Below are 23,060 nucleotides of genomic sequence, written 5' to 3'. Positions count from 1 at the left end.
GTACCAGGAGCCGTACAGGGCCCGCTCGCGCTCGACGAGCAGCGGCAACGGCTCGGAGCAGGTGACCAGTTCCCTGAGCGGATGCCGGGCCAGGACCTTGTCGACCTCGGGCGTGAGGGCGGCGGCCAGGCGCCAGGGGGCGGGCCGTTCCTCGTCGCGCAGGGCGGCCGCGGCGGCCAGCAGGATCTCCCGCTTCTTGGACTTCGGGACATTGGCGGCGGCCCGTTCGTACAGCCGTGCGCCCTCCTCCAGGACCAGACCGGTGTCCATGCCCGCCGGGATCTTGATCTGGGCGTGGTGGCGCCAGGTGGTGACCGGATCTCCCCAGGCCTCGACGTGATACGTCCAACGGCCCGGTTTTCCGCCGACGGTGACCTCGGCGCCCCAGCGGTCGGTACCGGGGGCCAGCTCCCGCATCGGGGTCCAGGGGCCCGGGCGGCCCTTGGGGTCCTTCAGTACGACATTGGCGGCGACGGCGTCATGGCCCTCGCGGAAGACAGTGGCGGTGACCTCGAACGACTCCCCGGTGACCGCTTTGGCGGGCCGGCGCCCCTGCTGGACCAGGGGACGGACGTCGAGGACGGGTATGCGGCCGACGGCGGTGGCCTCGGCCGCGGAGGGTGCGGAGGGTGCGGGGGGTGCGGCACGGGATGACGTGCGCTGTGTCGGAGGTGCTGACGACTGGTGCGTGGCGGGCATGACCGCTCCTGTCCGCGGCAACGAGGGTGTGGGCGGATGGATGGTGGTGGGACGGGTCCTGCGGCTGTATCCGAAGGTGTACTTGAGGGTCTACCTGGGCGGGGTGTCAGCGCTGTGTCCATGGGGTGTACCGGAGGAGCCTTCCCACCCTATTCGGGTGGGCAATCCGGTACTTTGTTAACTACTCAGCCGTATGTCTACGCACAAGACCGGCCCCGTTCTGTACGAACGGGACCGGTGGCGTGTTCGCACAGGAGAAAACGCTTTACGATTTCGGCACCCGGAGGAGCCGGTTGGGCGACCGGAGCCCCGCATCGGTCACCTTCCCGCTCGCGGCCCCCGCAATCAGGGACTTGGCGACCTGGGCCGGGGTGGCCTTCGGACGACCGGCGAGACAGAGCGCGGCGGCGCCCGCCACGTGCGGTGACGCCATCGACGTACCCGAGGGCTGTCAAGCCCCCGCCAGGCGCGAACGCCGGTTGATCGTCCGCGACATGGCTGTGAGTTCCCCCTGCTCAGCTCAAGGGGGCAGCGTCTCGTGCGGGGCCGGGCCCCACAAGGAGGCGTGACGCATCTCGGTCCGCCCACCGGGGGGACGAAGCCGGGGTCCCGTGCCGGAGCTCCGACAACGGCCCCCTCGACACCGGTACCGTCTGAGGGACGCCGAGCCGCACACCGCCGTACGGCTCTCACCACGAACGCGTGGAGTGGAATGTGAAGGCGATCCGTCGGTTCACCGTCCGTCCCGTTCTCCCCGACCCCCTCCGCCCCCTCAGCGACCTGGCCAGAAATCTGCGCTGGTCCTGGCACACCGAGACCCGTGACCTCTTCCAGGCCGTCGACCCCGAGCGCTGGGCCGCCTCGGAGGGCGACCCGGTGCGGCTGCTCGGCAGTGTGCCGCCGGCGCGGCTCGCCGAGCTGGCCGGTGACCGCCGGTTCCTGCGCCGGCTGACCGCGGTCGCCGACGACCTGGGCGACTACGTGACCGGCGACCGCTGGTACCAGACCCGCTCGCAGGCCGCCGAACTCCCGGCCGCCGTCGCCTACTTCTCGCCCGAGTTCGGCGTCACGGCCGCCCTGCCCCAGTACTCCGGCGGCCTCGGCATCCTGGCCGGCGACCACCTCAAGTCGGCCAGCGACCTGGGCGTACCGCTGATCGGAGTCGGCCTCCTGTACCGGCACGGCTACTTCCGGCAGACCCTCTCCCGGGACGGCTGGCAGCAGGAGCACTATCCCGTCCTCGACCCGAACGAACTCCCGGTGGTGCCGCTGAAGGACGCCCACGGCACCCCGGCGCACGTCTCCCTCGCCCTGCCCGGCGGCCGGCTGCTGCGCGCCCGGATCTGGCTGGCCCAGGTGGGCCGGGTGCCGCTGCTGATGCTGGACTCCGACGTGGAGGAGAACGGCCTCGGCGAACGCGGGGTCACCGACCGGCTCTACGGCGGCGGCAGCGAACACCGACTGCTCCAGGAGATGCTGCTCGGGATAGGGGGGGTGCGCGCCGTGCGAACGTACTGCCGGCTGACCGGCCACCCCGAACCGGAGGTCTTCCACACCAACGAGGGGCACGCCGGTTTCCTGGGCCTGGAGCGGATCGCCGAGCTGTGCGCGCAGGGGCTGGACTTCGACTCCGCGCTGGAGGCGGTGCGCGCCGGCACCGTCTTCACCACCCACACCCCCGTCCCGGCCGGCATCGACCGCTTCGACCGGGAGCTGGTCGCCCACCACTTCGGCCCCGACGCCGAACTGCCCGGGATCGAGGTGGAGCACATCCTGCGCCTGGGGATGGAGACCTACCCCGGCGGCGAACCCAACCTCTTCAACATGGCCGTGATGGGGCTGCGGCTCGCCCAGCGCGCCAACGGGGTCTCGCTGCTGCACGGCAACGTCAGCCGGGAGATGTTCTCCGGGCTGTGGCCGGGATTCGACGCCGACGAGGTGCCGATCACCTCCGTGACGAACGGGGTGCACGCCCCGACCTGGGTGGCCCCCGAGGTGGTCCGGCTGGGTGCCCGGCAGCTCGGCGACCGCCGTACCGAGGAGGCGCTGACCGTCGGCGGCCCGGAACGCTGGGACGCCGTCGCCGAGGTCGCCGACCAGGAGATCTGGGAGCTGCGCCGCAGCCTGCGCGAGCAGCTGGTGCTGGAGGTGCGGGAGCGGCTGCGGGCGTCCTGGCGGCAGCGCGGGGCCGGTACCGCCGAGCTGGGGTGGATCGACGGCGTCCTGGACCCCGACGTGCTCACCATCGGGTTCGCCCGGCGCGTTCCCTCGTACAAGCGTCTCACGCTCATGCTGCGCGACCGCGACCGGCTGATGGACCTCCTGACCCACCCCGAGCGGCCGATCCAGATCGTGGTGGCGGGGAAGGCGCACCCGGCGGACGACGGCGGCAAGCGGCTGGTGCAGGAGCTGGTCCGCTTCACCGACGACCCGCGCGTCCGTCACCGCGTCGTCTTCCTGCCCGACTACGGCATGGCGATGGCGCAGAAGCTGCTGCCCGGCTGCGACATCTGGCTCAACAACCCCCTCCGCCCCCTGGAGGCGTGCGGGACGAGCGGGATGAAGGCGGCGCTCAACGGCGGCCTCAACCTCTCCGTCCTGGACGGCTGGTGGGACGAATGGTTCCAGCCGGACTTCGGCTGGGCGATCCCGACGGCGGACGGCGCCGGCACCGATCCCGACCGCCGGGACGACATCGAAGCCGCCGCGCTGTACGACCTCCTCGAACAGCGGGTCACCCCGCGCTTCTACGAGCGCGGCCGCAGCGGCCTGCCGGACCGCTGGATCGAGATGGTCCGCCAGACCCTCACCCTCCTCGGTCCCAAGGTGCTGGCGGGCCGCATGGTCCGGGAGTACGTGGAGCGCCTCTACACCCCGGCGGCCCACGCCCACCGGTCCATGACTCCGGACACGGCCCGCGAACTCTCCGCCTGGAAGGGCAGGGTGCGGGCGGCCTGGCACGGAGTCTCGGTGGACCACGTCGAGACGGCCACCGCCACGCCCACCGCCGAGCTCGGCACCACCCTCGCCGTCCGGGTCCGTGTCCGCCTCGGCGACCTCGCCCCCGACGACGTGGAGGTCCAGGCCGTCTCCGGCCGCGTCGACCCGGAGGACCGCATCACGGACGTGGCCACGGTGCCCCTCAAGCCGGTCTCCGGCCCCGACCTGGAGGGCCACTGGACCTACGAGGGCCCCCTCTCCCTGGACCGCACGGGCCCCTACGGCTACACCGTCCGCATCCTCCCCACCCACCGCCTACTGGCGTCCGGCGCGGAGCTGGGCCTGGTGACGGCGCCTTTGGAGGGGGCGGTGGAGGGGGCGGGGGTGCTGATGCGGTGAGGCGGGGGTCCGGCGGCCCGGGCAGGGCACCAGGCCTCCCGGCCGCCGGAGCCGTCGGCCGATGCGCCGGAAACGTCAGCCGATGGGCGCCGGACCCGTCGGCCGATGCCCGTCGGTCGGCCGGGCGGGCCCGTTCAGAACGAGTCCGCCTCGTTCCCGCACAGACTTCGCAGCACCTTGCCGCACCTACGCGCGTACGCGTGCTGCAACCCCCGGGTCGCCGCGCCGCCCGCGCGGGCGTACCACTTGGCTGCCTTGCTGAAGGCCGCGACGGTCAGCCAGACCGTGCCGTCGCCGGTGCGGGTGACCAGGAAGGCCTCCTCGCCGCACTCCGGGTGGCCGGTGAGGGTGCCGTAGGCCCAGCCCGCCCGGCGGGACTCCTCCGCCGTCCAGACGACCCGGCAGGGGGCCTTGATGAGGCCGGCGAGGGTGACGGTGACGTCCACGCCGGGGGCCGCGCGGTCGGCGGAGGCCTCGATGCCGACGCCCAGGGCGCGGTGGAGTTCCCAGGTGAGGACCGCCTCGGCGGACTTGTGGAAGACCTCCGCGCCCTCGCCTATGCGCGTGCGCACATGGAGCGGGTGGAAGCCGGGCGGGCAGGCGGCGAGATCCTCGCGGGTCGCGCCGACCGCCTCGTACGTGAAGGACATGGGAGAGAGCGTAGGACGGACCCCGGGGATGCCTTCGTCCCGGGGTCCGCCCGTACCGCTGCTATCAGGTCACGTTGACGGCCGTCCAGGCCGCCGCCACCGCGTTGTACTCGGTGGAGCCGGAGCCGTACAGGGCGGCCGCCGCCGAGAGGGTGCCGGTGCGCGCCGACTTGTAGTTGGTGGTCGACGTGAAGTACGTCGTCAGCGCCTTGTACCAGATCTGCAGCGCCTTGGCCCGGCCGATGCCGGTGACCGTGGAGCCGTTGTACGTCGGCGAGTTGTAGCTGACGCCGTTGATCGTCTTCGCGCCGCTGCCCTCGGACAGCAGGTAGAAGAAGTGGTTGGCGACACCCGACGAGTAGTGCACGTCGAGGTTGCCGACCGAGGAGGACCAGTAGTTGGCGGAGCCGCCGTCCTTGCTGGGCTGGTCCATGTAGCGCAGCGGGGTGCCGTCGCCGTTGATGTTGATCTTCTCGCCGATGAGGTAGTCGCCGACGTCGGAGGAGTTGGCCGCGTAGAACTCGACGCCGGTGCCGAAGATGTCGGAGGTGGCCTCGTTCAGGCCGCCGGACTCGCCGCTGTAGTTGAGGCCCGCGGTGTTGGCGGTGACGCCGTGGCTCATCTCGTGGCCGGCCACGTCCAGCGAGGTCAGCGGGTGGGTGTTGCTCGAGCCGTCGCCGTAGGTCATGCAGAAGCAGCTGTCGTCCCAGAACGCGTTGACGTACGAGCTGCCGTAGTGCACGCGGGAGTAGGCACCGACGCCGTTGTTCTTGATGCCGCTGCGGCCGAAGGTGTTCTTGTAGAAGTCCCACGTCTCCTGGGCGCCGTAGGCGGCGTCCGCGGCGGCGGTCTGGTCGGTGGTGGAGCTGGAGGCGGTGCCGGTGCCCCAGACGTTGTCCGCGTCGGTGAACAGCGTGCCGGTGCCGGACGTGCCGTGCTTCAGGTTGTACGTCTTGTGGCTGCCGCGCGTGGCGTCGGTCAGGCTGTACGTCGAGCCCGACAGGGTGGTGTCGAGGCTGACGGTGCCCGAGTACAGCGTCTTGCCGGTGCCGGTGGCGTTCTCGATGCCCTGGTACTCGTAGAGCTTCTTGCCGGTGGCGGCGTCGGTGATGACGTGCAGCTGGTTGGGGGTGCCGTCGTCCTGGAAGCCGCCGACGATCGTCTCGTAGGCGAGGACGGGCGTGCCGTTGCCGGCCCAGATGACCTTGCGGGCGCCGTCCGCGGCCGACTTGGTGGAGCCGAGGGTCTTGGCGGCGCTCAGCGCGGACTTCTCCGCCTTGGCGGTGCTGATCTGCGGCTTGAGGGAGGCCACCTTGATGGCCGTCTTCGTCGCCTTGGTGACGCCCTCGGTCTTGCCCGCCTTGGAGGTGTGCACGACCAGGTCGCCACCGAGGACCGGGAGGCCCGCGTAGGTGCGCTCGTAGCGCGTGTGGACGGTGCCGTCGACGTCCTTCACGACGTCCTTGACGACCAGCTTCTCCTTGGCGCCGAGGCCTATCTGCTGCGCGGTCTCGGTGACGTCCGCCTGCGCCTTCTGGATGAGGGCGGTGCGGGCGGAGTTGGAGAGCAGGGTGGGGGCGGCGGCCAGCTGCTTGTCGGCGGCCGTGGCGTTCGCGGTCATGCCCGTGGTGAGCAGGGCGCCGGCGGCGACAGCGGTGGCGATGGCCAGAGTGGTGCGCTTGTGACGCGCGTAGAGGGGGCTCACTCAAGCTCCTTCAGGATGTGGGGAGTGCGGGGCGATGTGGGGTTACCGGCCCGGCTGTGGGGTTGTGAAGTTGCTGTGCTGTGCGACGGGTGAGGGAAGAGTGACATCAAGGTCGCGTACATGTCAGGACCCTGAAGTGATGTTGGCCGAAAAGCAGGTGTTCGGTGAACATTGCGGGAATGTAAAACGGGCGCCGCCCGGGGGGAGTCGAACCCCCGGACGGCGCCCGTCGCTCACGCCCGTGTCCTGCGGTTTACGGGAAGGTCAGCTTCCAGCTGTTGATCGTGCCGGTGTCCTGCGCGGCCTGGTCCTGGACCTTCAACTTCCAGGTTCCATTGGCCGATTCCGACGAGGCGTTCACCGTGTAGGTGTCCGTCACGTTGTCCGCCGAGTCGGAGGAGCTGAAGGCCTTCAGGCGGTATGACGTTCCGGACGGACCGACGAGGTCGATCACCAGGTCACCACGCCAGGTGTGGCTGATATTCGGCGTCACCTGGAGGTTGCTCGGCGCGTTCCCGGTCCGGCCGGAGACCGTGATCGACGAGGTGACCGCGGGCCCGTTGTCCGGGATCGACACCGGGGTGGTGCTCTCGTACGAGGTGCCCGTACCGCCGCCACCGCCCGAGCGGGAGCCGACCGCCACGGCCGCCCAGGCGTCCTGCACCGCCTTGTACTCGGTGCTGGTGGTGCCGTACAGCTCACCCGCCGCCGCGAGGGTGCCGGTGCGGGCGGCCGCGTAGTTGGTGGTCGAGGTGAACTTGGTGGTGAGCGCGCGGTACCAGATCTGCAGCGCCTTGTCCCGGCCGATGCCGGTGACCGGAAGTCCGTCCTTCGTGGGCGAGTTGTAGCTGACGCCGTTGATGACCTTGGCGCCGCTGCCCTCGCTCAGCAGGTAGAAGAAGTGGTTCGCGACGCCGGACGAGTAGTGCACGTCGAGTCCGCCGACCGACGAGGACCAGTAGTCGGCCGAGCCGCCGTCCTTGCTCGGCTTGTCCATGTAGCGCAGCGGGGTGCCGTCGCCGTTGATGTCGATCTTCTCGCCGATGAGGTAGTCGCCGACGTCGGAGGAGTTGGCCGCGTAGAACTCGACGCCGGTGCCGAAGATGTCGGAGGTGGCCTCGTTCAGGCCGCCGGACTCGCCCGAGTAGTTCAGGCCGGCGGTGTTGGCGGTGACACCGTGGCTCATCTCGTGACCGGCCACGTCGAGGGCGGTCAGCGGGTCCGCGTTGCCGGAGCCGTCGCCGTAGGTCATGCAGAAGCAGCCGTCGTCCCAGAACGCGTTCACGTACGAGTTGCCGTAGTGGACGCGGGAGTAGGCGCCGACGCCGTTGTTCTTGATGCCGCTGCGCCCGAAGGTGTTCTTGTAGAAGTCCCAGGTCTCCGCGGCCCCGTAGTGCGCGTCGGCGCCCGCGGTGGCGGCGTTCGACGTGGTGCCGTTGCCCCACGTGTTGCTGGACTGCGAGAACAGCGTGCCGGTACCCGACGTGCCGTGGTTCAGGTTGTACGTCTTGTGGCCGCCGCGGTCGCCGTCGGTCAGGTTGTACGTCGAACCCGACTGGGTCGTCGTCAGCGAGACCGTGCCGCTGTACTGGGTGTTGCCGGTGCCGGTGGCGTTCTCGATGCCCTGGTACTCGTAGAGCTTCTTGCCGGTGGCGGCGTCGGTGATGACGTGCAGCTGGTTGGGGGTGCCGTCGTCCTGGAAGCCGCCGACGATCGTCTCGTAGGCGAGGACGGGGGTGCCGTTGCCGGCCCAGATGACCTTGCGGGCGCCGTCCGCGGCCGACTTGGTGGAGCCGAGGGTCCTGGCGCGGGAGACGGCCTGCTTCTCGGCGCTCGCCGCGCTGACGGCCGGGGTGAGGTCGGCGACCTTGAGGGTGGCGTTGTTCGCCTTGATGACACGCTTGGTGGCGCCCGACTTCGCGGTGTCGACGATCAGGTCGCCGCCGAGGACCGGAAGGCCCGCGTAGGTGCGCTCGTAGCGGGTGTGGACGGTGCCGTCGGCGTCCTTCAGGACGTCCTTGACGACCAGCTTCTCCTGCGCGCCGAGGCCTATCGCCTTGGCGGTCGCCGCCTTCTCGGCGGTCGCGTCACGCAGCAGCTCCGCGCGCTGCGAGGGCGACAGCTTGACGGCGGCGTGCGCGGGGTTGATCCGGCCGGCCTGCGGTGCGGCCGGGGTGGCGCTGGCGGCACCCGACTGGACGGCCGCGGCGATCAGGGCGGTGACGCCGGCGAGGGCCACTACTGCGGTGCGGTGGGGGGTGCGTCTGCGAGAGGAACTGCTTCTCAACACTGACTCCTTCTGCGTGGCCGCGGGTCACACGGCCAGGGGAGATCCGGAGGGCGGGTGGGCCGTCCGGGCAGAACATGCGGAACAGGCGGAACGCGGAACCACGTGCGCGGTGCAGTGCCGGACCCGGCAGCGACGAGGTGATTCTGTGGGGTTGCTGTGAGTCGGCCGTGGGAAGAGTGGCACCAGAAAACGCGATCTGTCAGGACCGCGTCAGGAATTTGGCCGGAAATCGTTCGTTGACCGGATGTTCATGTTCGGTATGCGGATCGTTCGGCGAAGGGGCGGACCTCAGGGCGTCTTGTCGCCGTGCCAGGTCGCCCACAGCGCCGCGTACGCCCCGCCCGCCGCGACCAGCTCCTCGTGGGTGCCGAGTTCGGCGAGCAGACCGTCCTCCATCACGGCCACCCGGTCCGCGTCGTGTGCGGTGTGCAGCCGGTGGGCGATGGCGATGACCGTACGGCCCTCCAGGACGGCGGCCAGGGCGCGTTCGGCGTGCCGGGCGGTCGTGGGGTCCAGCAGCGCCGTCGCCTCGTCCAGGATCAGCGTGTGCGGATCCGCCAGCACCACCCGGGCGAGCGCGAGTTGCTGCGCCTGGGAGCCGTCCGTGGCACAACCACCCGCGCCCAGCCGGGTGTCGAGGCCGCCGGGGAGAGCGCGGACCCAGCCGTCGGCGCCCACGGTCGTCAGCGCCGTCCACAGGTCCGCGTCGCTCGCGGAGGGTTCGGCGATCAGCAGGTTGTCCCGGAGCGTGCCGAGGAAGACATGGTGTTCCTGGGTGACCAGGACGACCTGACGGCGCAGCAGCTCCGGTGCCAGCCCGGCGATCGGCACCCCGCCCACGGTCACCGTGCCCGATCCGGGTGCGTCGACGCCCGCCAGCAACCGGCTCAGCGTCGTCTTCCCGGCGCCGGACGGCCCGACCACCGCGAGCCGCTCCCCGGGCCGCACCGTGAGATCCACCCCGCGCAGCACCTCGCCGCCGCGCTCATAGGCGTACCGCACCCCGCGCACATCGATCCGGTCGTCCGACGGCGCCGCCGACCCGCCGTCCGCCTCGGTCCGAGGACCCTGCGCCAACCCCTCCACCCGGGCGAACGAGGCGCTGCTGGACTGGAGTTGCTCCACCCGCATCAGAATCTGGTCCAGCGGCTCCGTGAACTGCCGCAGATACAGCGCCGCCGACACCACCACGCCGACCCCGACATGCAGCAGCCCGCCGACCAGCAGCACCCCGGCCACCGGCAGGGTGTACGACACCTCGACCGCCGGGAAGAACACGGTCCGCAGGTACAGCGTGTAGAAGCGGGTCTTCCGGTTGGCCTCCAGCGCGTCCCGGCTCGCCGCGATCCGCCGTTCCTGGAGCCGGAACGCCTCCACCGTGCGCGCGCCCGCCACCGTCGCCGTGACGATCTCCGCGACCCCGGAGGTGGTCGTGCCCTCCGCGAGATAGCCGTCCCGGGCCCGGCGCAGATACCAGCGCAGGGCGAACCAGATCGGGGTCAGCCCGAGCACCCCGAACGCCCCCAGCATCGGATCCAGCGCGAAGACCGCGGCCATCACGAACAGCGCCTGCACCGAGCAGACCAGCAGCTCGGGTCCGATGTCCCGCAGCGTGGTGCCGACGGCGCTCACGTCGGAGGTGCCGCGCGCGGTCAGATCCCCGGTGCCGGCCCGCTCCACGACCGACGCGGGCAGCGTGAGCGCCCGGCCCACGAACTCCTCGCGGACCCGGGCCAGGGTCCGCTCGCCGAAGCGGTGGCCGACATAGCGGGCCGAGCGGGCGAACAGCAGCTGGGCGAGCGAACAGAGCAGGATCCACAGGGCGAGGCGGTCCACGGCGCCGACACCGCGGCCGGCCCGCACCGCGTCCACGATCCGGCCCACCAGCCACGGGCCGGCCAGGCCGGTGCCGGCGGCGAGCGCGTTCAGCAGCAGGGCGGCGGAGAAGGCACCGCGGTCGGCCCGCACCAGGCGGAGGACGGCACGGCGTACGTCGGCGCGTCCGGCGACGGGAAGCTGACTCGTCGTCACCGTACGACCTCCTCTTCCGTGTCCCGGGCCACCAGGGCGCGGTAGCCGGGCGCGTACTCCAGCAGGCCCTCGTGGGTGCCGGTCGCCGCGACCTTGCCGTCGACCAGGTAGATCACCTCGTCGGCGCGGGCCAGCATCAGGGGCGAGGTGGTGGTGAGGAGGGTGGTGCGGCCGGCGCGGGCGGTGCGCAGGCGCTCCGCTACGAGGGCCTCGGTGTGGGCGTCCAGGGCGGAGGTGGGCTCCACGGCGAGGAGGACCTCGGGGTCGGTGAGGAGGGCACGGGCCAGGCGGATGCGTTGGCGTTGGCCGCCGGAGAGGTTGCGGGCCTGGGCGTCGATGGGGGAGTCGAGGCCGGCGGGGAGGGCCTGGAGGATGTCGGTGGCCGCGGCGGAGTGGAGGGCTTGGGTGAGGGGCGCGTCAGGGGGTGCCTGCTGGTGTGATGTGGCGGCTGCGGCTGCGGCTGCGTGGGGGCTGGTCGCGCAGTTCCCCGCGCCCCTTTGGGGCGTGTCGTGGCCGCACATGTGATGCAGCCCCGCGTCCCCGAGGGCGTTGCGCAGGCTGTCGGCGAAGAAGTCGGCATCGTTGTCGGCCACCAGGATGCGGGACCGGACCTCCTGTAGGGGTACGGCGTCCAGGCGGGTCTCTCCCCAGGTCACGTTCGACGGCGTGTAGCGGCCCAAGCGGTCCACCACGGCCCCCGTCTCCGTCACGCTCGCGCCCACCAGCGCCGTCAGCCGGCCCGGGCGCACCCGGACCCCCGACTCCGGGTCGTGCAGGGCCGCCGGTTCGGCCGGGGCCCGCTCCGTGCCCTCGTCCGGTTCCGGGGTCAGGCGCAGCAGTCGTACCACCCTGCGTGCGGCCACCACGCCCCGGCTCAGCTGGTAGCCCATGTCCAGGAAGAACGCCACCGGCCCCACCAGGACCGCGACATAGCCGTACACCGACACCAGCTGGCCCACCGTGATCTCCCCGCGGGCGGCCATCCGGGCCGCGATCCAGGTCACCACCGCCAGGTACACCGTGGGCAGACCGACGCCCAGGGCCTGGACCCAGCTGGCCACCGAGCCCACCCGGTAGCCCTGGACGCGCAGGTGCTGTGAGTCCTTGCGGAAAGTGTCCGCGAACAGGCCCTTGCCGCCGAGGCCGTTGAGGACGCGGAGGCCGCCCGCCAGGTCGCCGATTCGGGCCGTGAGGACGCCCTGGCGTTCCCGGTACTCGGTCTCCTGGCCCTGGAGCCGCCGGGCCAGCGGGCCCGCGAGCAGCGCCACCACCGGTACCCCGAGCAGGACCACGCCGGTCAGCAGGGGCGAGATCGGCACCAGCAGGCCGGCCACCACCGTGTACACGACGACCGCGCCCACTCCGGGGCCGACGACGGTCAGCGCCTGGGCGATGGTGTGCACGTCACCGACGCCGATCGTGACGACCTCACCGGCTCCCACCCGCCGGGGCAGCGCGGCACCGAGCCGCACCGCGTGCCCGACGACCACCTTGATCGTGCGGAAGTACGCGTCCATGCGCACCCGGGTCATCGTGCGGTGGCGCATGATGCTGATCCACGCGTTGACCGCCCCGAGGACGAAGATCGCCGCCGTCCAACCGGCCAGCACCGTCATGCGCCCCGGCACCAGGCCGTCGTCCACGGCCCGCGCCATCAGGTACGGCGTTCCGGCCATCAGCGTCAGCCACGTACTGCCCAGCAGCGCCCCGGCCAGCGAGCGGCCCGGCTGGCGGTGCACCAGCCACCACAGGTAGTACCAGCCACCGCGTGTGTCGGGCGTGCCCGGATCCTCGTACGCGTCGATCACCCTGCGAACCCCGTTCTTTCCGCTAGGCCAGACTGTCCCGCCACGCCCGGTGCAGATCCGCGAACCGGCCGGTGCCCGCGATGAGTTCGGCCGGGCGGCCGTCCTCGACGATGCGGCCGTGCTCCATCACCAGCACCCGGTCGGCGATCTCCACGGTGGACAGCCGGTGCGCGATCACCACGGCCGTACGGCCCTTCAGTACCGTCGACATGGCCCGTTGCACGGCCCGTTCACCGGGGACGTCCAGGGAACTGGTCGCTTCGTCGAGGATGAGCACCGCCGGGTCGGCGAGCAAGGCGCGTGCGAACGCGACCAGTTGGCGCTGCCCCGCCGAAATGCGCCCGCCGCGCTTGCGGACGTCCGTGTCGTAGCCGTCGGGCAGGGCCGCGATGAACTCGTGCGCACCGATCGCCTTGGCCGCCTGCTCGATCTCCTCGCGGGTGGCGTCCGGCCGGCCGATGGCGATGTTCTCGGCGACCGTGCCGGAGAACAGGAACGCCTCCTGGGTGACCATCACCACCCCGCGCCGCAGTGCGGGCACGGTCAGGTCGCGCAGGTCCACGCCGTCCAGGAGGACCCGGCCCTCGGTCGGGTCGTAGAAGCGGGCGAGCAGTTTGGCGAGGGTCGACTTGCCGGCGCCGGTGGTGCCGACCACCGCGACCGTCTGACCGGCCGGCAGGGTGAGGTCGAAGCGGGGCAGTACCTCGCCGCCGGTGCGGTAGGCGAAGCGGACGTCGTCGAAGACGACCTCGCGGCCCGGCAGGTCGCTCTCCAGGGGTGGCAGTTCAGCAGGAACCGAGGGCTCCGGCACGGACGGGGTCTGGGCCAGCAGGCCCGCGATCTTCTCCAGCGAGGCGGCCGCCGACTGGTAGGAGTTGAGGAACATGCCGAGGCGGTCGATGGGGTCGTACAGCCTCCGCAGATAGAGGACGGCCGCGGCCAGCACGCCCAGCTCCAGCGAGCCGGACGCCACCCGGTAGGCGCCCCACAGCACGATCACCGCGACCGAGGTGTTGGCGACCAGCCGGGAGCCGACGACATACCGCGCCATCTCGAGGAGCGCGTCGCCGTTGGTGCGTTCGTGGCGGCGGTTGAGTACGGCGAACTCGGCGTCGTTGGCGGCCTCCCGGCGGAACGCGCGTACCGGGCGGATGCCGTTCATCGTCTCCACGAACTTCACGATGACCGCCGCGATCGCCGTGGATCGCTCCTTGTACACCCGTACCGCGCGCCGCTGGTACAGCCGTACGAGCAGGTACAGCGGTACGAAGCTCGCCACCGCGACCGCGCCGAGGCCCAGGTCCAGCCAGAGCAGCATCGCCGAGATGTAGAGGAAGGAGAGGATGACCGTGACCAGTTCCTGGAGGCCCTCACTGAGCAGCTCGCGCAGCGACTCGACGTCCGTGGTGGAGCGGGAGATCAGCCGGCCGGACGTGTAGCGCTCGTGGAAGTCGATGCTGAGTGCCTGTGCGTGGCGGAAGATACGGCCGCGCAGGTCGAGCAACACGTCCTGGTTCACGCGCGCGGAGGCCTCGATGAACGCGTACTGGAGGCCCCCGGAGAGCAGGGCGCTCAGGCCGTAGCCGACCGCCACCGCGATCAGCGGGCCGTGGTCGTGGTGGCGGAACGCCGGTACGGCACGGTCGATGGCGTACGCCACCAGCAGCGGGCCCGCCTGCACGGCCGCCTGCTGGAGCAGCAGGAGGAGCGTGGTCACGGCGACCCGTGCCTTCATCGGCGCGAGGAGGGAGCGCAGGAGAGCGGCCGTGGCGCCGGGCGGGACGGGCAGGACGTCCCGGTCGAAGGGGTCGCCGGACCCGGATCCGGTGGCGGCCGTGGCATCGGCGGCGCCGGTCGGTTTCGGGCGGGGGAGTTCGTCGTCCTCGTCGGGAGCGGGCAGGGAGGTGGCGGCGGTCATCGGCGGTGATCCTCCCCGGACATCAGACGGACGTACTCGGCGTTGCTGCCGAGCAGTTCCTGGTGGGTGCCGACGGCGGTGACACGGCCGTCGGAGAGCAGGGCGACGCGGTCGGCGAGCAGGACGGTGGAGGGGCGGTGGGCGACGATCAGGGCGGTGGTGTCGGCGAGTACGTCGCGCAGGGCGGCCTCCACGGCGGCCTCCGTGTGGACGTCCAGGGCGGAGAGCGGGTCGTCCAGTACCAGGAAGCGGGGCCGGCCGACGACCGCCCGCGCGAGCGCGAGACGCTGGCGCTGGCCGCCGGAGAGGCTGAGGCCCTGCTCGCCGACCTGGGTCGCGGTGCCCTGGGGGAGAGCGTGCACGAAGTCCGCCTGTGCGACGGCGAGGGCGCGGGAAAGCTCCGGCTCCCCGGCGCCCTCGCCGGCTCCCATGAGCACGTTCTCGCCGACGGAGGCGGAGAAGAGGGTGGGTTCCTCGAAGGCGACCGCGACGAGGGAGCGGAGTGCCTCGCGGGGCATGGCGGCGATGTCCACGCCGTCGAGGGTGATCCGCCCCGAAGTCACCTCGTGCAGGCGGGGGATGAGCGCGGTGAGAGTGGTCTTGCCGCTGCCGGTGGCGCCGACCAGGGCCATCGACTCGCCGGGGCGGATGTGCAGGTCGATGCCGGCGAGGGTGGGGGCGGAATCGGGGGCGGCGTCGGGGTAACGGAACTGCACGTTCTCGAAGCGGATGCCGTCGGGTTCGGGGGCCGGGGAGAGGGGTCCGTCGTCGGCCGCGGGCCGGTGGGGGCTTGTCGCGCCGTTCCCCGCACCCCTTTGGGACGCTGCGCTGAGGCGCCCCGTAAGGGGCGCGGGGAACGGCGCGCCCAGCCCCCGCGCACCCGCACCCGACGACGATTCGGTGCCCTCCTCCAACGCGTCCCGCACCTCGAAGTACCGCTCCGTTGCGGTGGCGGCCTCCTGACTCATCGCCAGCAGGAAGCCGATCGACTCCACCGGCCAGCGCAGTGCCAGTGCCGTCGACAGGAACGCCACCAGCGTCCCCGTGCTCAAGTCGCCCTCGGCGACCTGGATCGACCCCCACAGCAGCGCCGCCCCGATGGCCGCCTCCGGGAGGGTCACGATGACGCCCCAGATCGTCGCCAGCATCCGCGCCTTGCGCAGCTCCGTGCCCCGCAGGGTCCGTACCAGCTCGCGGAACGCGCGCGCCTGGCTGCGATGCCGGCCGAACCCCTTGATGATGCGGATGCCGAGCACGCTCTCCTCGACCACCGTCGTCAGGTCGCCCACCTGGTCCTGGGCCAGCCGGGCCACCGCCGCGTACCGGTTCTCGAAGATCACGCACGTCCACATCACGGGGATCGTGGGGACGAGGATGACCAGACCCAGCGTCCAGTCCTGGAGCAGCATGATGATCACGCCGACGACGATCGTCACTCCGTTGACCAGCAGGAAGGTCAGGGGAAAGGCGAGGAACATGCGGAGCAGCATCAGGTCGGTGGTGGCCCGGGAGAGCAGCTGACCGGAGGCCCAGCGGTCGTGGAAGGCGACCGGCAGGCGCTGCAGATGGCCGTAGAGGTCTGCCCGCATCCCCGCCTCGACGTGCGAGAGAGGTCTGGCCACCAGCCAGCGCCGCAGTCCGAAGAGCACCGCTTCGGCGATCCCGAGCAGCAGCAGGTACAGCGCGCCGAGCCAGACCCCGCCGGGGTCGCGGTCGGCCACCGGGCCGTCCACCATCCACTTGAGGACGAGCGGGATCACGAGCCCCGTGCAGGAGGCGATGATCGCCACGAACGCGGCGACGGACAGCCGCACCCGCACCGGCCGTACGTACGGCCACAGGCGCAGCAGAGCACGGACGGCTGACCGGTCCTTGGTGGTTGCACGTGTCGGAGGCATCAGGGCGAGCCTACGGACCGGCACTGACAACGCCTACCGAGTTTTGGCCGGACCGGAATCCGCCGGTGGTCCTACGACCTGGGCGTTCGAGGGGGCGTACAGGTGGATCCGGCGCATCAGCCGATCGGTTGATGCCGGTTCGAGCGAGGCGGGCGATGTGGCGGACCCGGGCCGGACGGGACCCTCGACTTATGCCAACCGTCATCGAACTGACAGACCTGCGGAAGTCGTACGGCGGCCGGGCCATCGTGGACGGGGTGAGTCTCGCCGTCGAGGAGGGCGAGATCTTCGGGATCCTCGGGCCGAACGGCGCCGGCAAGACCACCACCGTGGAGTGCGTGGAGGGGCTGCGGGTGCCCGACGGGGGAAGGGTGCGGGTCACCGGGCTCGACCCCGTCGCCGACCACGACAAGGTCGCCCGCGTCCTCGGCGCCCAGCTCCAGGAGAGCGAGCTGCAGCCCAAGCTCACCGTCCGCGAGGCCCTTGAGCTGTACGCCTCCTTCTACCCGAGCCCGCTCGACTGGGCGCCGCTCGCCGAGCGCCTCGGGCTCACCGGCAAGCTCGCCACCCGGTTCGGCAAGCTGTCGGGCGGGCAGAAGCAACGCCTGTTCATTGCGCTGGCGTTGATCGGGAACCCGCGGGTCGTCGTCCTCGACGAGCTGACCACCGGGCTGGATCCACGGGCCCGGCGGGACACCTGGAAGCTGATCGAGGACGTCCGGGACCGCGGGGTCACCGTCCTGCTCGTCACCCACTTCATGGAGGAGGCGCAGCGGCTCTGCGACCGGATCGCGGTGATCGACAAGGGACGGGTGGCCGCCCTCGACACCCCAGCCGGGCTGATCCGCCGCGGCGCCGGCGCCACCGTCATCACCTTCACCCCGTCCGCCCCCCTGGACGACCACGACCTCGCCGCCCTCCCGGCCCTCGCCTCCATCGAGCGCAAGGACGGCCGGATCACGCTCTCCGGCACCGACGAGACCGTCAACGCCGTCATCACCCTGCTCGCCCGCAACCGCATCACCGCCCACCAGCTCCGGGTCGTGGACGCGACCCTCGACGACGCGTTCCTGGACCTGACGAAGGAGGAAGCAGCATGAACACCGCCGTCCTGCGCACCGAGTTCCGGCTGTTCCGCCGCGAACCGGGCGCCGTCTTCTGGGTCTTCCTGTTCCCGACCCTGCTCCTGGTGATCCTCGGCTCGATCCCCTCCTTCCGGGAGGCCGACAAGTCCCTGGGCGGGCTGCGGCCCATCGACGCCTACGTGCCCATCGCCGTCCTGATCGCCCTGATCATGTCCGGAGTGCAGACCCTGCCCCAGGCGCTCACCGGCCACCGGGAGCGGGGCATCCTGCGCCGGATGCGGCTCACGCCCGTACGGCCCTCCGCGCTGCTGTCCGCGCAGATGGTGGTGCAGGGCACGGTCGCGCTGGGTTCGGCACTGCTCGCGCTCCTCGTCGGCCGGCTCGCCTTCGACGTACGACTGCCCAAGCAGCCGGGCGGGTACCTGCTGGCCCTGCTGCTCGCGGCCGCGGCCGCCCTCGCCCTCGGCTCCGTCGTCTCGGCGCTGTCCCGCACCACGAAGATCGCGGGCGCGGTCGGCTCGGCGGTGTTCTTCCCGATGATGTTCTGCGCGGGCGTGTGGATCCCGGTGCGGGAGATGCCGCACGCCATGGCCCGGGTGGTGCAGCTGACCCCGTTCGGTGCGGCGGCCCGCGCCCTGGACCGGGCCGCCGCCGGACAGTGGCCCGGCTGGGAGCACCTGGGTGTGCTCGCCCTCTGGACGGTCCTGCTGACGGCGGGTGCCGCCCGCTGGTTCCGCTGGGAGTAGGGGGCGGCCCGCCGTGCAGACTGGGGACATGACCGTGGAGGACAGCCAGATCGAACGGCGCTGGGAGCAATTGCACACCTGGGGGCCGTACGGGTTCCTCGGCATCAGCATCGTCCTCGGGGTCGTCTCCGCCGACCCCCACACCGCCCAGGCCAAGTGGGTCACCGCCTGGTCCCTGGTAGGCGCCGCGGTCGTACTCCAGCTGTGGTGGCACGCCACCGGGTTCCGCCGCCCCGACCGCGGCCGTACGCCCTCCCCGGCCGGGACGGCGTACTACGTGGTCCGCTGGGCCCTCGCCTTCGTGCTCACCTGGCTCAGCCCGTTCTTCGCGTTCTACGCGGCCACCGGCTACATGGACGCCGACGAACTGCTGCCGCGCCGGTGGCGGCGGCTCGGGCTGCTGGCGAGCGCGGTCACCGTGGCCGGTGCGCAGACGGGCGGGATGCCGCTCCGAAACGTGCTCCAGTGGCTCCTCTTCGCCGTGCTGCTTGCCGCCAACTCCGCACTCCAGGTGGGGATCGCCCATCTCAACGAGCAGGAGAAACAGCGGACCCGCGAGCGCACCGAGACGATCGCCGCCCTGCGCCAGGCCCTGGACGAGAACGCGGCCCTGCACGCTCAGCTCCTCCTCCAGGCCCGGGAGGCCGGGGTCGCCGACGAGCGCCGTCGGCTGGCCGCCGAGATCCACGACACCATCGCCCAGGGCCTGGCCGGGATCATCGCCCAGCTCCAGGTCGTCACCAACACCCCCGACCCGCAGGTGGCCGAGGAGCACGTGGGCCGCGCCCTGGCGCTGGCCCGGCACAGCCTGGGCGAGGCCCGCCGCTCCGTGCACAACCTGGCCCCGGTTGCCCTGGAGCACGACGGGCTGCCCGAGGCGCTGCAGAAGACGGTCGCCGAATGGGGCGAACGGACCGCCATACGAGCCGAGTTCACCCTCACCGGCACCGCCGAGCAACTCCACGAGGAGGTCGCGGCCACCCTGCTGCGCATCGTCCAGGAGGCCCTCTCCAACGCCGCCCGGCACGCGCACGCCACCCGGGTCGGCGTCACCCTCTCCTATCTGGGCGAGGAGGTCATCGTCGACATCCGCGACGACGGCACCGGCTTCGACCTGCTCGCGGTGCCCGCCCGCACCTTCGCCGGCGGCTTCGGCCTGGACGGTATGCGGGCCCGTGCCGAACGCATCGCCGGCTCCCTGACCGTGGAGTCCGAACCGGGGCTCGGCACCGCCCTGTCGGCGCGCGTACCGTTGGTCCGTCATGACAACTGAGTCCCCGATCTCGCTGCTCATCGTCGACGACCACCCGGTGGTCCGCGACGGCCTGCGCGGCATGTTCGAGTCCGCCCCCGGCTTCAGGGTCCTCGGCGAGGCGTCGAACGGCGCCGAAGCTGTCACCCTTGCCGGTCGTCTCGACCCCGACGTGATCCTCATGGACCTCCGCATGCCGGGCGGCGGCGGAGTCGACGCCATCCGCGAACTGACCCGACGCGGCGCCTGCGCCCAGGTCCTGGTCCTCACCACCTACGACACGGACTCCGACACCCTCCCCGCCATCGAGGCGGGCGCGACCGGCTACCTGCTCAAGGACGCCCCCCGCGAGGAACTCTTCAACGCCGTCTGCGCCGCCGCCCAGGGCCGTACCGTCCTCTCCCCGGCCGTCGCCTCCCGCCTCGTCTCCGCCGTCCGCGCACCCGGCGCCCCCGGCAACGAACCGCCCTCCGCCCGCGAACGCGAGGTGCTGGCCCTGGTCGCCCGGGGCACCCCGAACCGCGAGATCGCCCGCGAACTCTTCATCAGCGAGGCCACGGTCAAGACCCACCTCACCCACCTCTACGCCAAGCTGGGCGTCAACGACCGCGCGGCGGCGGTGGCGACGGGGTATCAGCGGGGGATTCTGGGCTAGCGCCCATTCCGCCTCGACGTTCTGTTCACAGGGAAAGTCCCGGTGTCTCCCCGTGCTTTACGGGGCAGATATGGGGGTCGTTTCTGCATCGCGGGGCGCCGTCAAATACTGACGGGCGTCGCGCGCGACCATAGTTCTTCGGCGTGCTCAGTAAACCGCTCGAATAGCCCGTCCTGGTCACGTCGACGTAGATGCAGCAGGGGGGAATCGTGGCCCACAAGCCTGGGCGGCAGCCGGTACGCCGTGGGCGGGAGGGGATCCTGCCTGCGGCCGGGCCGCGGGGGCTGACCCAGCCCGACCAGTGCCGGGGGGATCAGGAGGAGCAGTACCACCCACGGATGGACCCGTACGAAGTCCAGCGGTCCCGGCCAACGGCTCTGTCCGGACGCCGCGTTGAAGGCAAGACTGCCGACGAACAGCACGAGCAGACCGGCCACCGCACTCGCCAGCCTTCGCCACATGGCTCCCTCTTCGGTACGGCGGCCACCGCGCCGGTCAGCGGTCGGCTCGACCTCGTCCCAGAGCCTAGCTCGGGTACGGGAGGACGCCCGGCGGCGATCCTCTCCCAAAAAGCCTTCGGCTCTGTCAGCAACTCCGGTTTGCCGGGGGCGAGATCGGCCTGTTCGCGGAGGTCGTCGGCGAGGTCGTAGAGGTGATCGTCGCCGTCGGCGGCTACACACACGTGCGACTGCCCCCAGTGCGTTCGCAAGGCATCACCCGACCGGGTGACTTTGCCACCGCGTGGCATGGCACGGCACCGGCTCTGCCTGAGCACGAGCCGGCTTCTGTCACCCGACCACCCGCAGCAGCAGCACCGCCCGCGCGGGCACCGGGATCGACGTCCCGGCCTCGTGCGCCACGCCCGGTGCCTCGCTCTGCTCCTCCCGTGAGGTGTCCACGAGCACCTCGTAGCGTTCCGCCCACGGCGGCCCCGGCAGCAGGAACTCCGCCGGGCGGTCGCCGGCGTGCAGGACGGTCAGGAAGCTGTCGTCCAGGATCGGCGCCCCGCGCTCGTCGCGGCCGGGGATGTCCCGCCCGGAGAGATACATGCCGAGGGTGGCGGCGGGCGCGTACCAGTCGCCCTCGGTCATCTCCTCGCCGTGTGCCGTGAACCAGGCCAGGTCGCGCAGTCCGTCCGCCGAGTGGGCGCGGCCCGAGAAGAAGGCGCGGCGGCGCAGGACCGGGTGGCGGTGGCGCAGCCGGATCAGCCGCGAGGTGAGGTCGAACAGCGGCCGCCAGGCCGGGTCGTCCAGCAACGCCCAGTCCAGCCAGCTGATGTCGTTGTCCTGGCAGTAGGCGTTGTTGTTGCCGCGCTGGGTGCGGCCCAGCTCGTCGCCGGCGACCAGCATCGGAACGCCCGTCGACAGCAGCAGCGTCGTCAGGAGGTTCCGCAACTGCCGCCTGCGCAGCGCCCGTACGCCCTCGTCGGCCGTCTCGCCCTCCACCCCGCAGTTCCAGGAGCGGTTGTCGCCGGCGCCGTCGCGGTTGTTCTCGCCGTTGGCCTCGTTGTGCTTCGCCTGGTACGACACCAGGTCGCGCAGGGTGTAACCGTCGTGCGCGGTGATGAAGTTGACGGAGGCGTAGGGGCGACGGCCGCCCCAGGCGTAGAGGTCACTGGAGCCCGAGAGGCGGTAGCCGAGGTCGCGGACGTCCGGGAGGGCACCGCGCCAGAAGTCCCGGACGGCGTCCCGGTAGCGGTCGTTCCACTCCGTCCACAGCGGCGGGAAGGCGCCCACCTGGTAGCCGCCGGAGCCCACGTCCCACGGTTCGGCGATCAGCTTCACCCGGCGCAGCACCGGGTCCTGGGCGATCACCGCGAGAAAGGGGGAGAGCATGTCGACGTCGTGCATCGAGCGGGCCAGCGCGGCCGCCAGGTCGAAGCGGAAGCCGTCCACGCCCATCTCGGTCACCCAGTAGCGGAGTGAGTCGGTGATCAGGCGCAGGACGTGCGGCCGGACCACATGCAGGGTGTTGCCGCAGCCGGTGTAGTCGGCGAAGTGCCGGGCGTCGTCCTGGAGCCGGTAGTAGCCCCGGTTGTCGATGCCCTTGAGGGACAGCGTCGGGCCCAGCTCGCCCGCCTCCGCCGTGTGGTTGTAGACCACGTCGAGGATGACCTCTATCCCCGCCGCGTGCAGCGCGCGCACCATCCGCTTGAACTCGCCGACCTGCTGTCCCGTCGTACCGGAGGCGGCATAGGCCGCGTGCGGGGCGAAGTAGCCGATGGAGTTGTAGCCCCAGTAGTTCCTGAGGCCACGCTTCAGCAGGTGGTCCTCGTGCGCGAACTGGTGCACGGGGAGGAGTTCCACGGCGGTCACGCCCAGGTTGACCAGGTGCTCGACGGCCGCCGGATGGGCCAGTCCCGCGTAGGTGCCGCGGATCTCCTCGGGTATGCCCGGGTGCCTTTTGGTGAAGCCGCGCACATGCAGCTCGTAGATGACGGAGTCCGCCCACGGGGTCTTCGGGCGGTGGTCGTCGGACCAGTCGTCGTCATCGTGGACGACCACGCCCTTCGGAACGTACGGCGCCGAGTCCCGGTCGTCCCGGACGGTGTCGGCGACCTGCTGGTCCGGCCAGTCGCGGACATGCCCGTACACCTCGGGCGGCAGCGCGAACTCCCCGTCCACCGCCCGCGCGTACGGGTCGAGCAGCAGCTTCGCCGGGTTCCAGCGGGCGCCGGTCCACGGGTCCCAGCGGCCGTCGACCCGGTAGCCGTACCGCTGCCCCGGCAGCACCCCCGGCACGAACCCGTGCCAGATCTCGTGCGTCAGTTCGGTCAGCGGGATCCTGGTCTCCCGGCCCCGCTCGTCGAAGAGGCAGAGCCGGACCGCCTCGGCCCCGGCCGCCCACAGGGCGAAGTTGGTGCCGGCCACCCCGTCCGGGCCGACCCGGAACCGGGCGCCCAGCGGAGTCGACGACCCCGGCCAGGCCGCCGGGACGGGGAGGGCCGTCCCGTTCACCGCCGGGGCCTCCGCCCTCGGGGCCCG

14 protein-coding genes and 2 pseudogenes are annotated in these 23,060 nt (G+C 71.6%); 5 read left to right on the top strand and 11 right to left on the bottom strand.

Annotated elements, in window-relative coordinates:
- Both AB0N16_RS39535 and AB0N16_RS39530 read right to left on the bottom strand, forming a co-directional pair.
- Window positions 1-699: maltotransferase domain-containing protein (locus AB0N16_RS39535; RefSeq protein WP_365805533.1), on the bottom strand; the 699-nt coding region annotated here is incomplete at its 3' end.
- Between the two features lie 265 nt (window positions 700-964).
- Window positions 965-1,144, bottom strand: a pseudogene (locus AB0N16_RS39530) (S8 family serine peptidase); the annotation flags it as partial.
- A gap of 269 nt (window positions 1,145-1,413) precedes the next feature.
- Between AB0N16_RS39530 and AB0N16_RS39525 the strand changes: the two are divergent.
- Complete coding sequence (locus tag AB0N16_RS39525) at window positions 1,414-4,038, top strand: glycosyltransferase family 1 protein (RefSeq protein ID WP_365805531.1); 2,625 nt, start codon at window positions 1,414-1,416, stop codon at window positions 4,036-4,038.
- A gap of 134 nt (window positions 4,039-4,172) precedes the next feature.
- Here AB0N16_RS39525 and AB0N16_RS39520 read toward each other — a convergent pair whose 3' ends face one another.
- The 7 genes from AB0N16_RS39520 to AB0N16_RS39490 form a co-directional block, all read right to left on the bottom strand.
- Window positions 4,173-4,688, bottom strand: a complete 516-nt coding sequence (locus AB0N16_RS39520; protein ID WP_365805529.1) for a DUF1990 domain-containing protein — start codon at window positions 4,686-4,688, stop codon at window positions 4,173-4,175.
- 64 nt (window positions 4,689-4,752) lie between these two features.
- Window positions 4,753-6,393, bottom strand: a complete 1,641-nt coding sequence (locus AB0N16_RS39515; protein ID WP_365805527.1) for a M4 family metallopeptidase — start codon at window positions 6,391-6,393, stop codon at window positions 4,753-4,755.
- A 253-nt stretch (window positions 6,394-6,646) separates the two neighbouring features.
- Window positions 6,647-8,680, bottom strand: a complete 2,034-nt coding sequence (locus AB0N16_RS39510; RefSeq protein WP_365805525.1) for a M4 family metallopeptidase — start codon at window positions 8,678-8,680, stop codon at window positions 6,647-6,649.
- A gap of 291 nt (window positions 8,681-8,971) precedes the next feature.
- Complete coding sequence (locus AB0N16_RS39505) at window positions 8,972-10,714, bottom strand: ABC transporter ATP-binding protein (protein ID WP_365805523.1); 1,743 nt, start codon at window positions 10,712-10,714, stop codon at window positions 8,972-8,974.
- On the bottom strand, window positions 10,711-12,522 hold the full coding sequence (locus tag AB0N16_RS39500; RefSeq protein WP_365805521.1) for an ABC transporter ATP-binding protein: 1,812 nt from the start codon (window positions 12,520-12,522) through the stop codon (window positions 10,711-10,713). The genes AB0N16_RS39505 and AB0N16_RS39500 overlap by 4 nt, the downstream gene beginning before the upstream one ends.
- Before the next feature lie 22 nt (window positions 12,523-12,544).
- Entirely contained in the window at window positions 12,545-14,440 is a 1,896-nt protein-coding gene (locus AB0N16_RS39495; protein WP_365805519.1) for an ABC transporter ATP-binding protein, read from the bottom strand.
- Complete coding sequence (locus AB0N16_RS39490; protein WP_365805518.1) at window positions 14,437-16,338, bottom strand: ABC transporter ATP-binding protein; 1,902 nt, start codon at window positions 16,336-16,338, stop codon at window positions 14,437-14,439. The genes AB0N16_RS39495 and AB0N16_RS39490 overlap by 4 nt, the downstream gene beginning before the upstream one ends.
- 191 nt (window positions 16,339-16,529) lie before the next feature.
- Here AB0N16_RS39490 and AB0N16_RS39485 point away from each other — a divergent pair, with 191 nt between their 5' ends.
- From AB0N16_RS39485 to AB0N16_RS39470, 4 genes are read left to right on the top strand one after another with little or no spacing between them, the layout of a single operon-like run.
- Window positions 16,530-17,438, top strand: coding sequence for an ABC transporter ATP-binding protein (locus AB0N16_RS39485; RefSeq protein ID WP_365805516.1), 909 nt, complete (start codon window positions 16,530-16,532; stop codon window positions 17,436-17,438).
- Window positions 17,435-18,169, top strand: a complete 735-nt coding sequence (locus tag AB0N16_RS39480) for an ABC transporter permease (protein ID WP_365805514.1) — start codon at window positions 17,435-17,437, stop codon at window positions 18,167-18,169. Before AB0N16_RS39485 ends, AB0N16_RS39480 begins: the two co-directional genes overlap by 4 nt.
- Before the next feature lie 28 nt (window positions 18,170-18,197).
- On the top strand, window positions 18,198-19,442 hold the full coding sequence (locus AB0N16_RS39475; RefSeq protein WP_365805512.1) for a sensor histidine kinase: 1,245 nt from the start codon (window positions 18,198-18,200) through the stop codon (window positions 19,440-19,442).
- On the top strand, window positions 19,432-20,076 hold the full coding sequence (locus tag AB0N16_RS39470; RefSeq protein WP_365805510.1) for a response regulator transcription factor: 645 nt from the start codon (window positions 19,432-19,434) through the stop codon (window positions 20,074-20,076). Before AB0N16_RS39475 ends, AB0N16_RS39470 begins: the two co-directional genes overlap by 11 nt.
- 101 nt (window positions 20,077-20,177) lie before the next feature.
- On the opposite strand, the pseudogene AB0N16_RS39465 reads toward AB0N16_RS39470, so the two are convergent.
- Window positions 20,178-20,300, bottom strand: a pseudogene (locus AB0N16_RS39465) (XRE family transcriptional regulator); the annotation flags it as partial.
- A 564-nt stretch (window positions 20,301-20,864) separates the two neighbouring features.
- Window positions 20,865-23,033: a glycogen debranching protein GlgX gene (glgX, locus tag AB0N16_RS39460; RefSeq protein WP_365805537.1), complete on the bottom strand. Its 2,169-nt coding sequence runs from the start codon at window positions 23,031-23,033 to the stop codon at window positions 20,865-20,867.
- Window positions 23,034-23,060 lie beyond the last annotated feature (27 nt).

It is taken from the genome of Streptomyces sp. NPDC051105 (assembly GCF_040682795.1).
GTDB lineage: Bacteria > Actinomycetota > Actinomycetes > Streptomycetales > Streptomycetaceae > Streptomyces.
Note: the sequence above shows the minus strand (reverse complement) of the source record. Positions and strands in the feature narration are given on the sequence as shown.

Bases quoted from the DNA above. Each gene is read 5' to 3' on its own strand.
- AB0N16_RS39520 (WP_365805529.1), bottom strand. From the start codon at position 4,688: ATGTCCTTCACGTACGAGGCGGTCGGCGCGACCCGCGAGGATCTCGCC.
- AB0N16_RS39495 (WP_365805519.1), bottom strand. From the start codon at position 14,440: ATGACCGCCGCCACCTCCCTGCCCGCTCCCGACGAGGACGACGAACTC.
- AB0N16_RS39490 (WP_365805518.1), bottom strand. From the start codon at position 16,338: ATGCCTCCGACACGTGCAACCACCAAGGACCGGTCAGCCGTCCGTGCT.
- AB0N16_RS39485 (WP_365805516.1), top strand. From the start codon at position 16,530: ATGCCAACCGTCATCGAACTGACAGACCTGCGGAAGTCGTACGGCGGC.
- AB0N16_RS39480 (WP_365805514.1), top strand. From the start codon at position 17,435: ATGAACACCGCCGTCCTGCGCACCGAGTTCCGGCTGTTCCGCCGCGAA.
- AB0N16_RS39475 (WP_365805512.1), top strand. From the start codon at position 18,198: ATGACCGTGGAGGACAGCCAGATCGAACGGCGCTGGGAGCAATTGCAC.
- AB0N16_RS39470 (WP_365805510.1), top strand. From the start codon at position 19,432: ATGACAACTGAGTCCCCGATCTCGCTGCTCATCGTCGACGACCACCCG.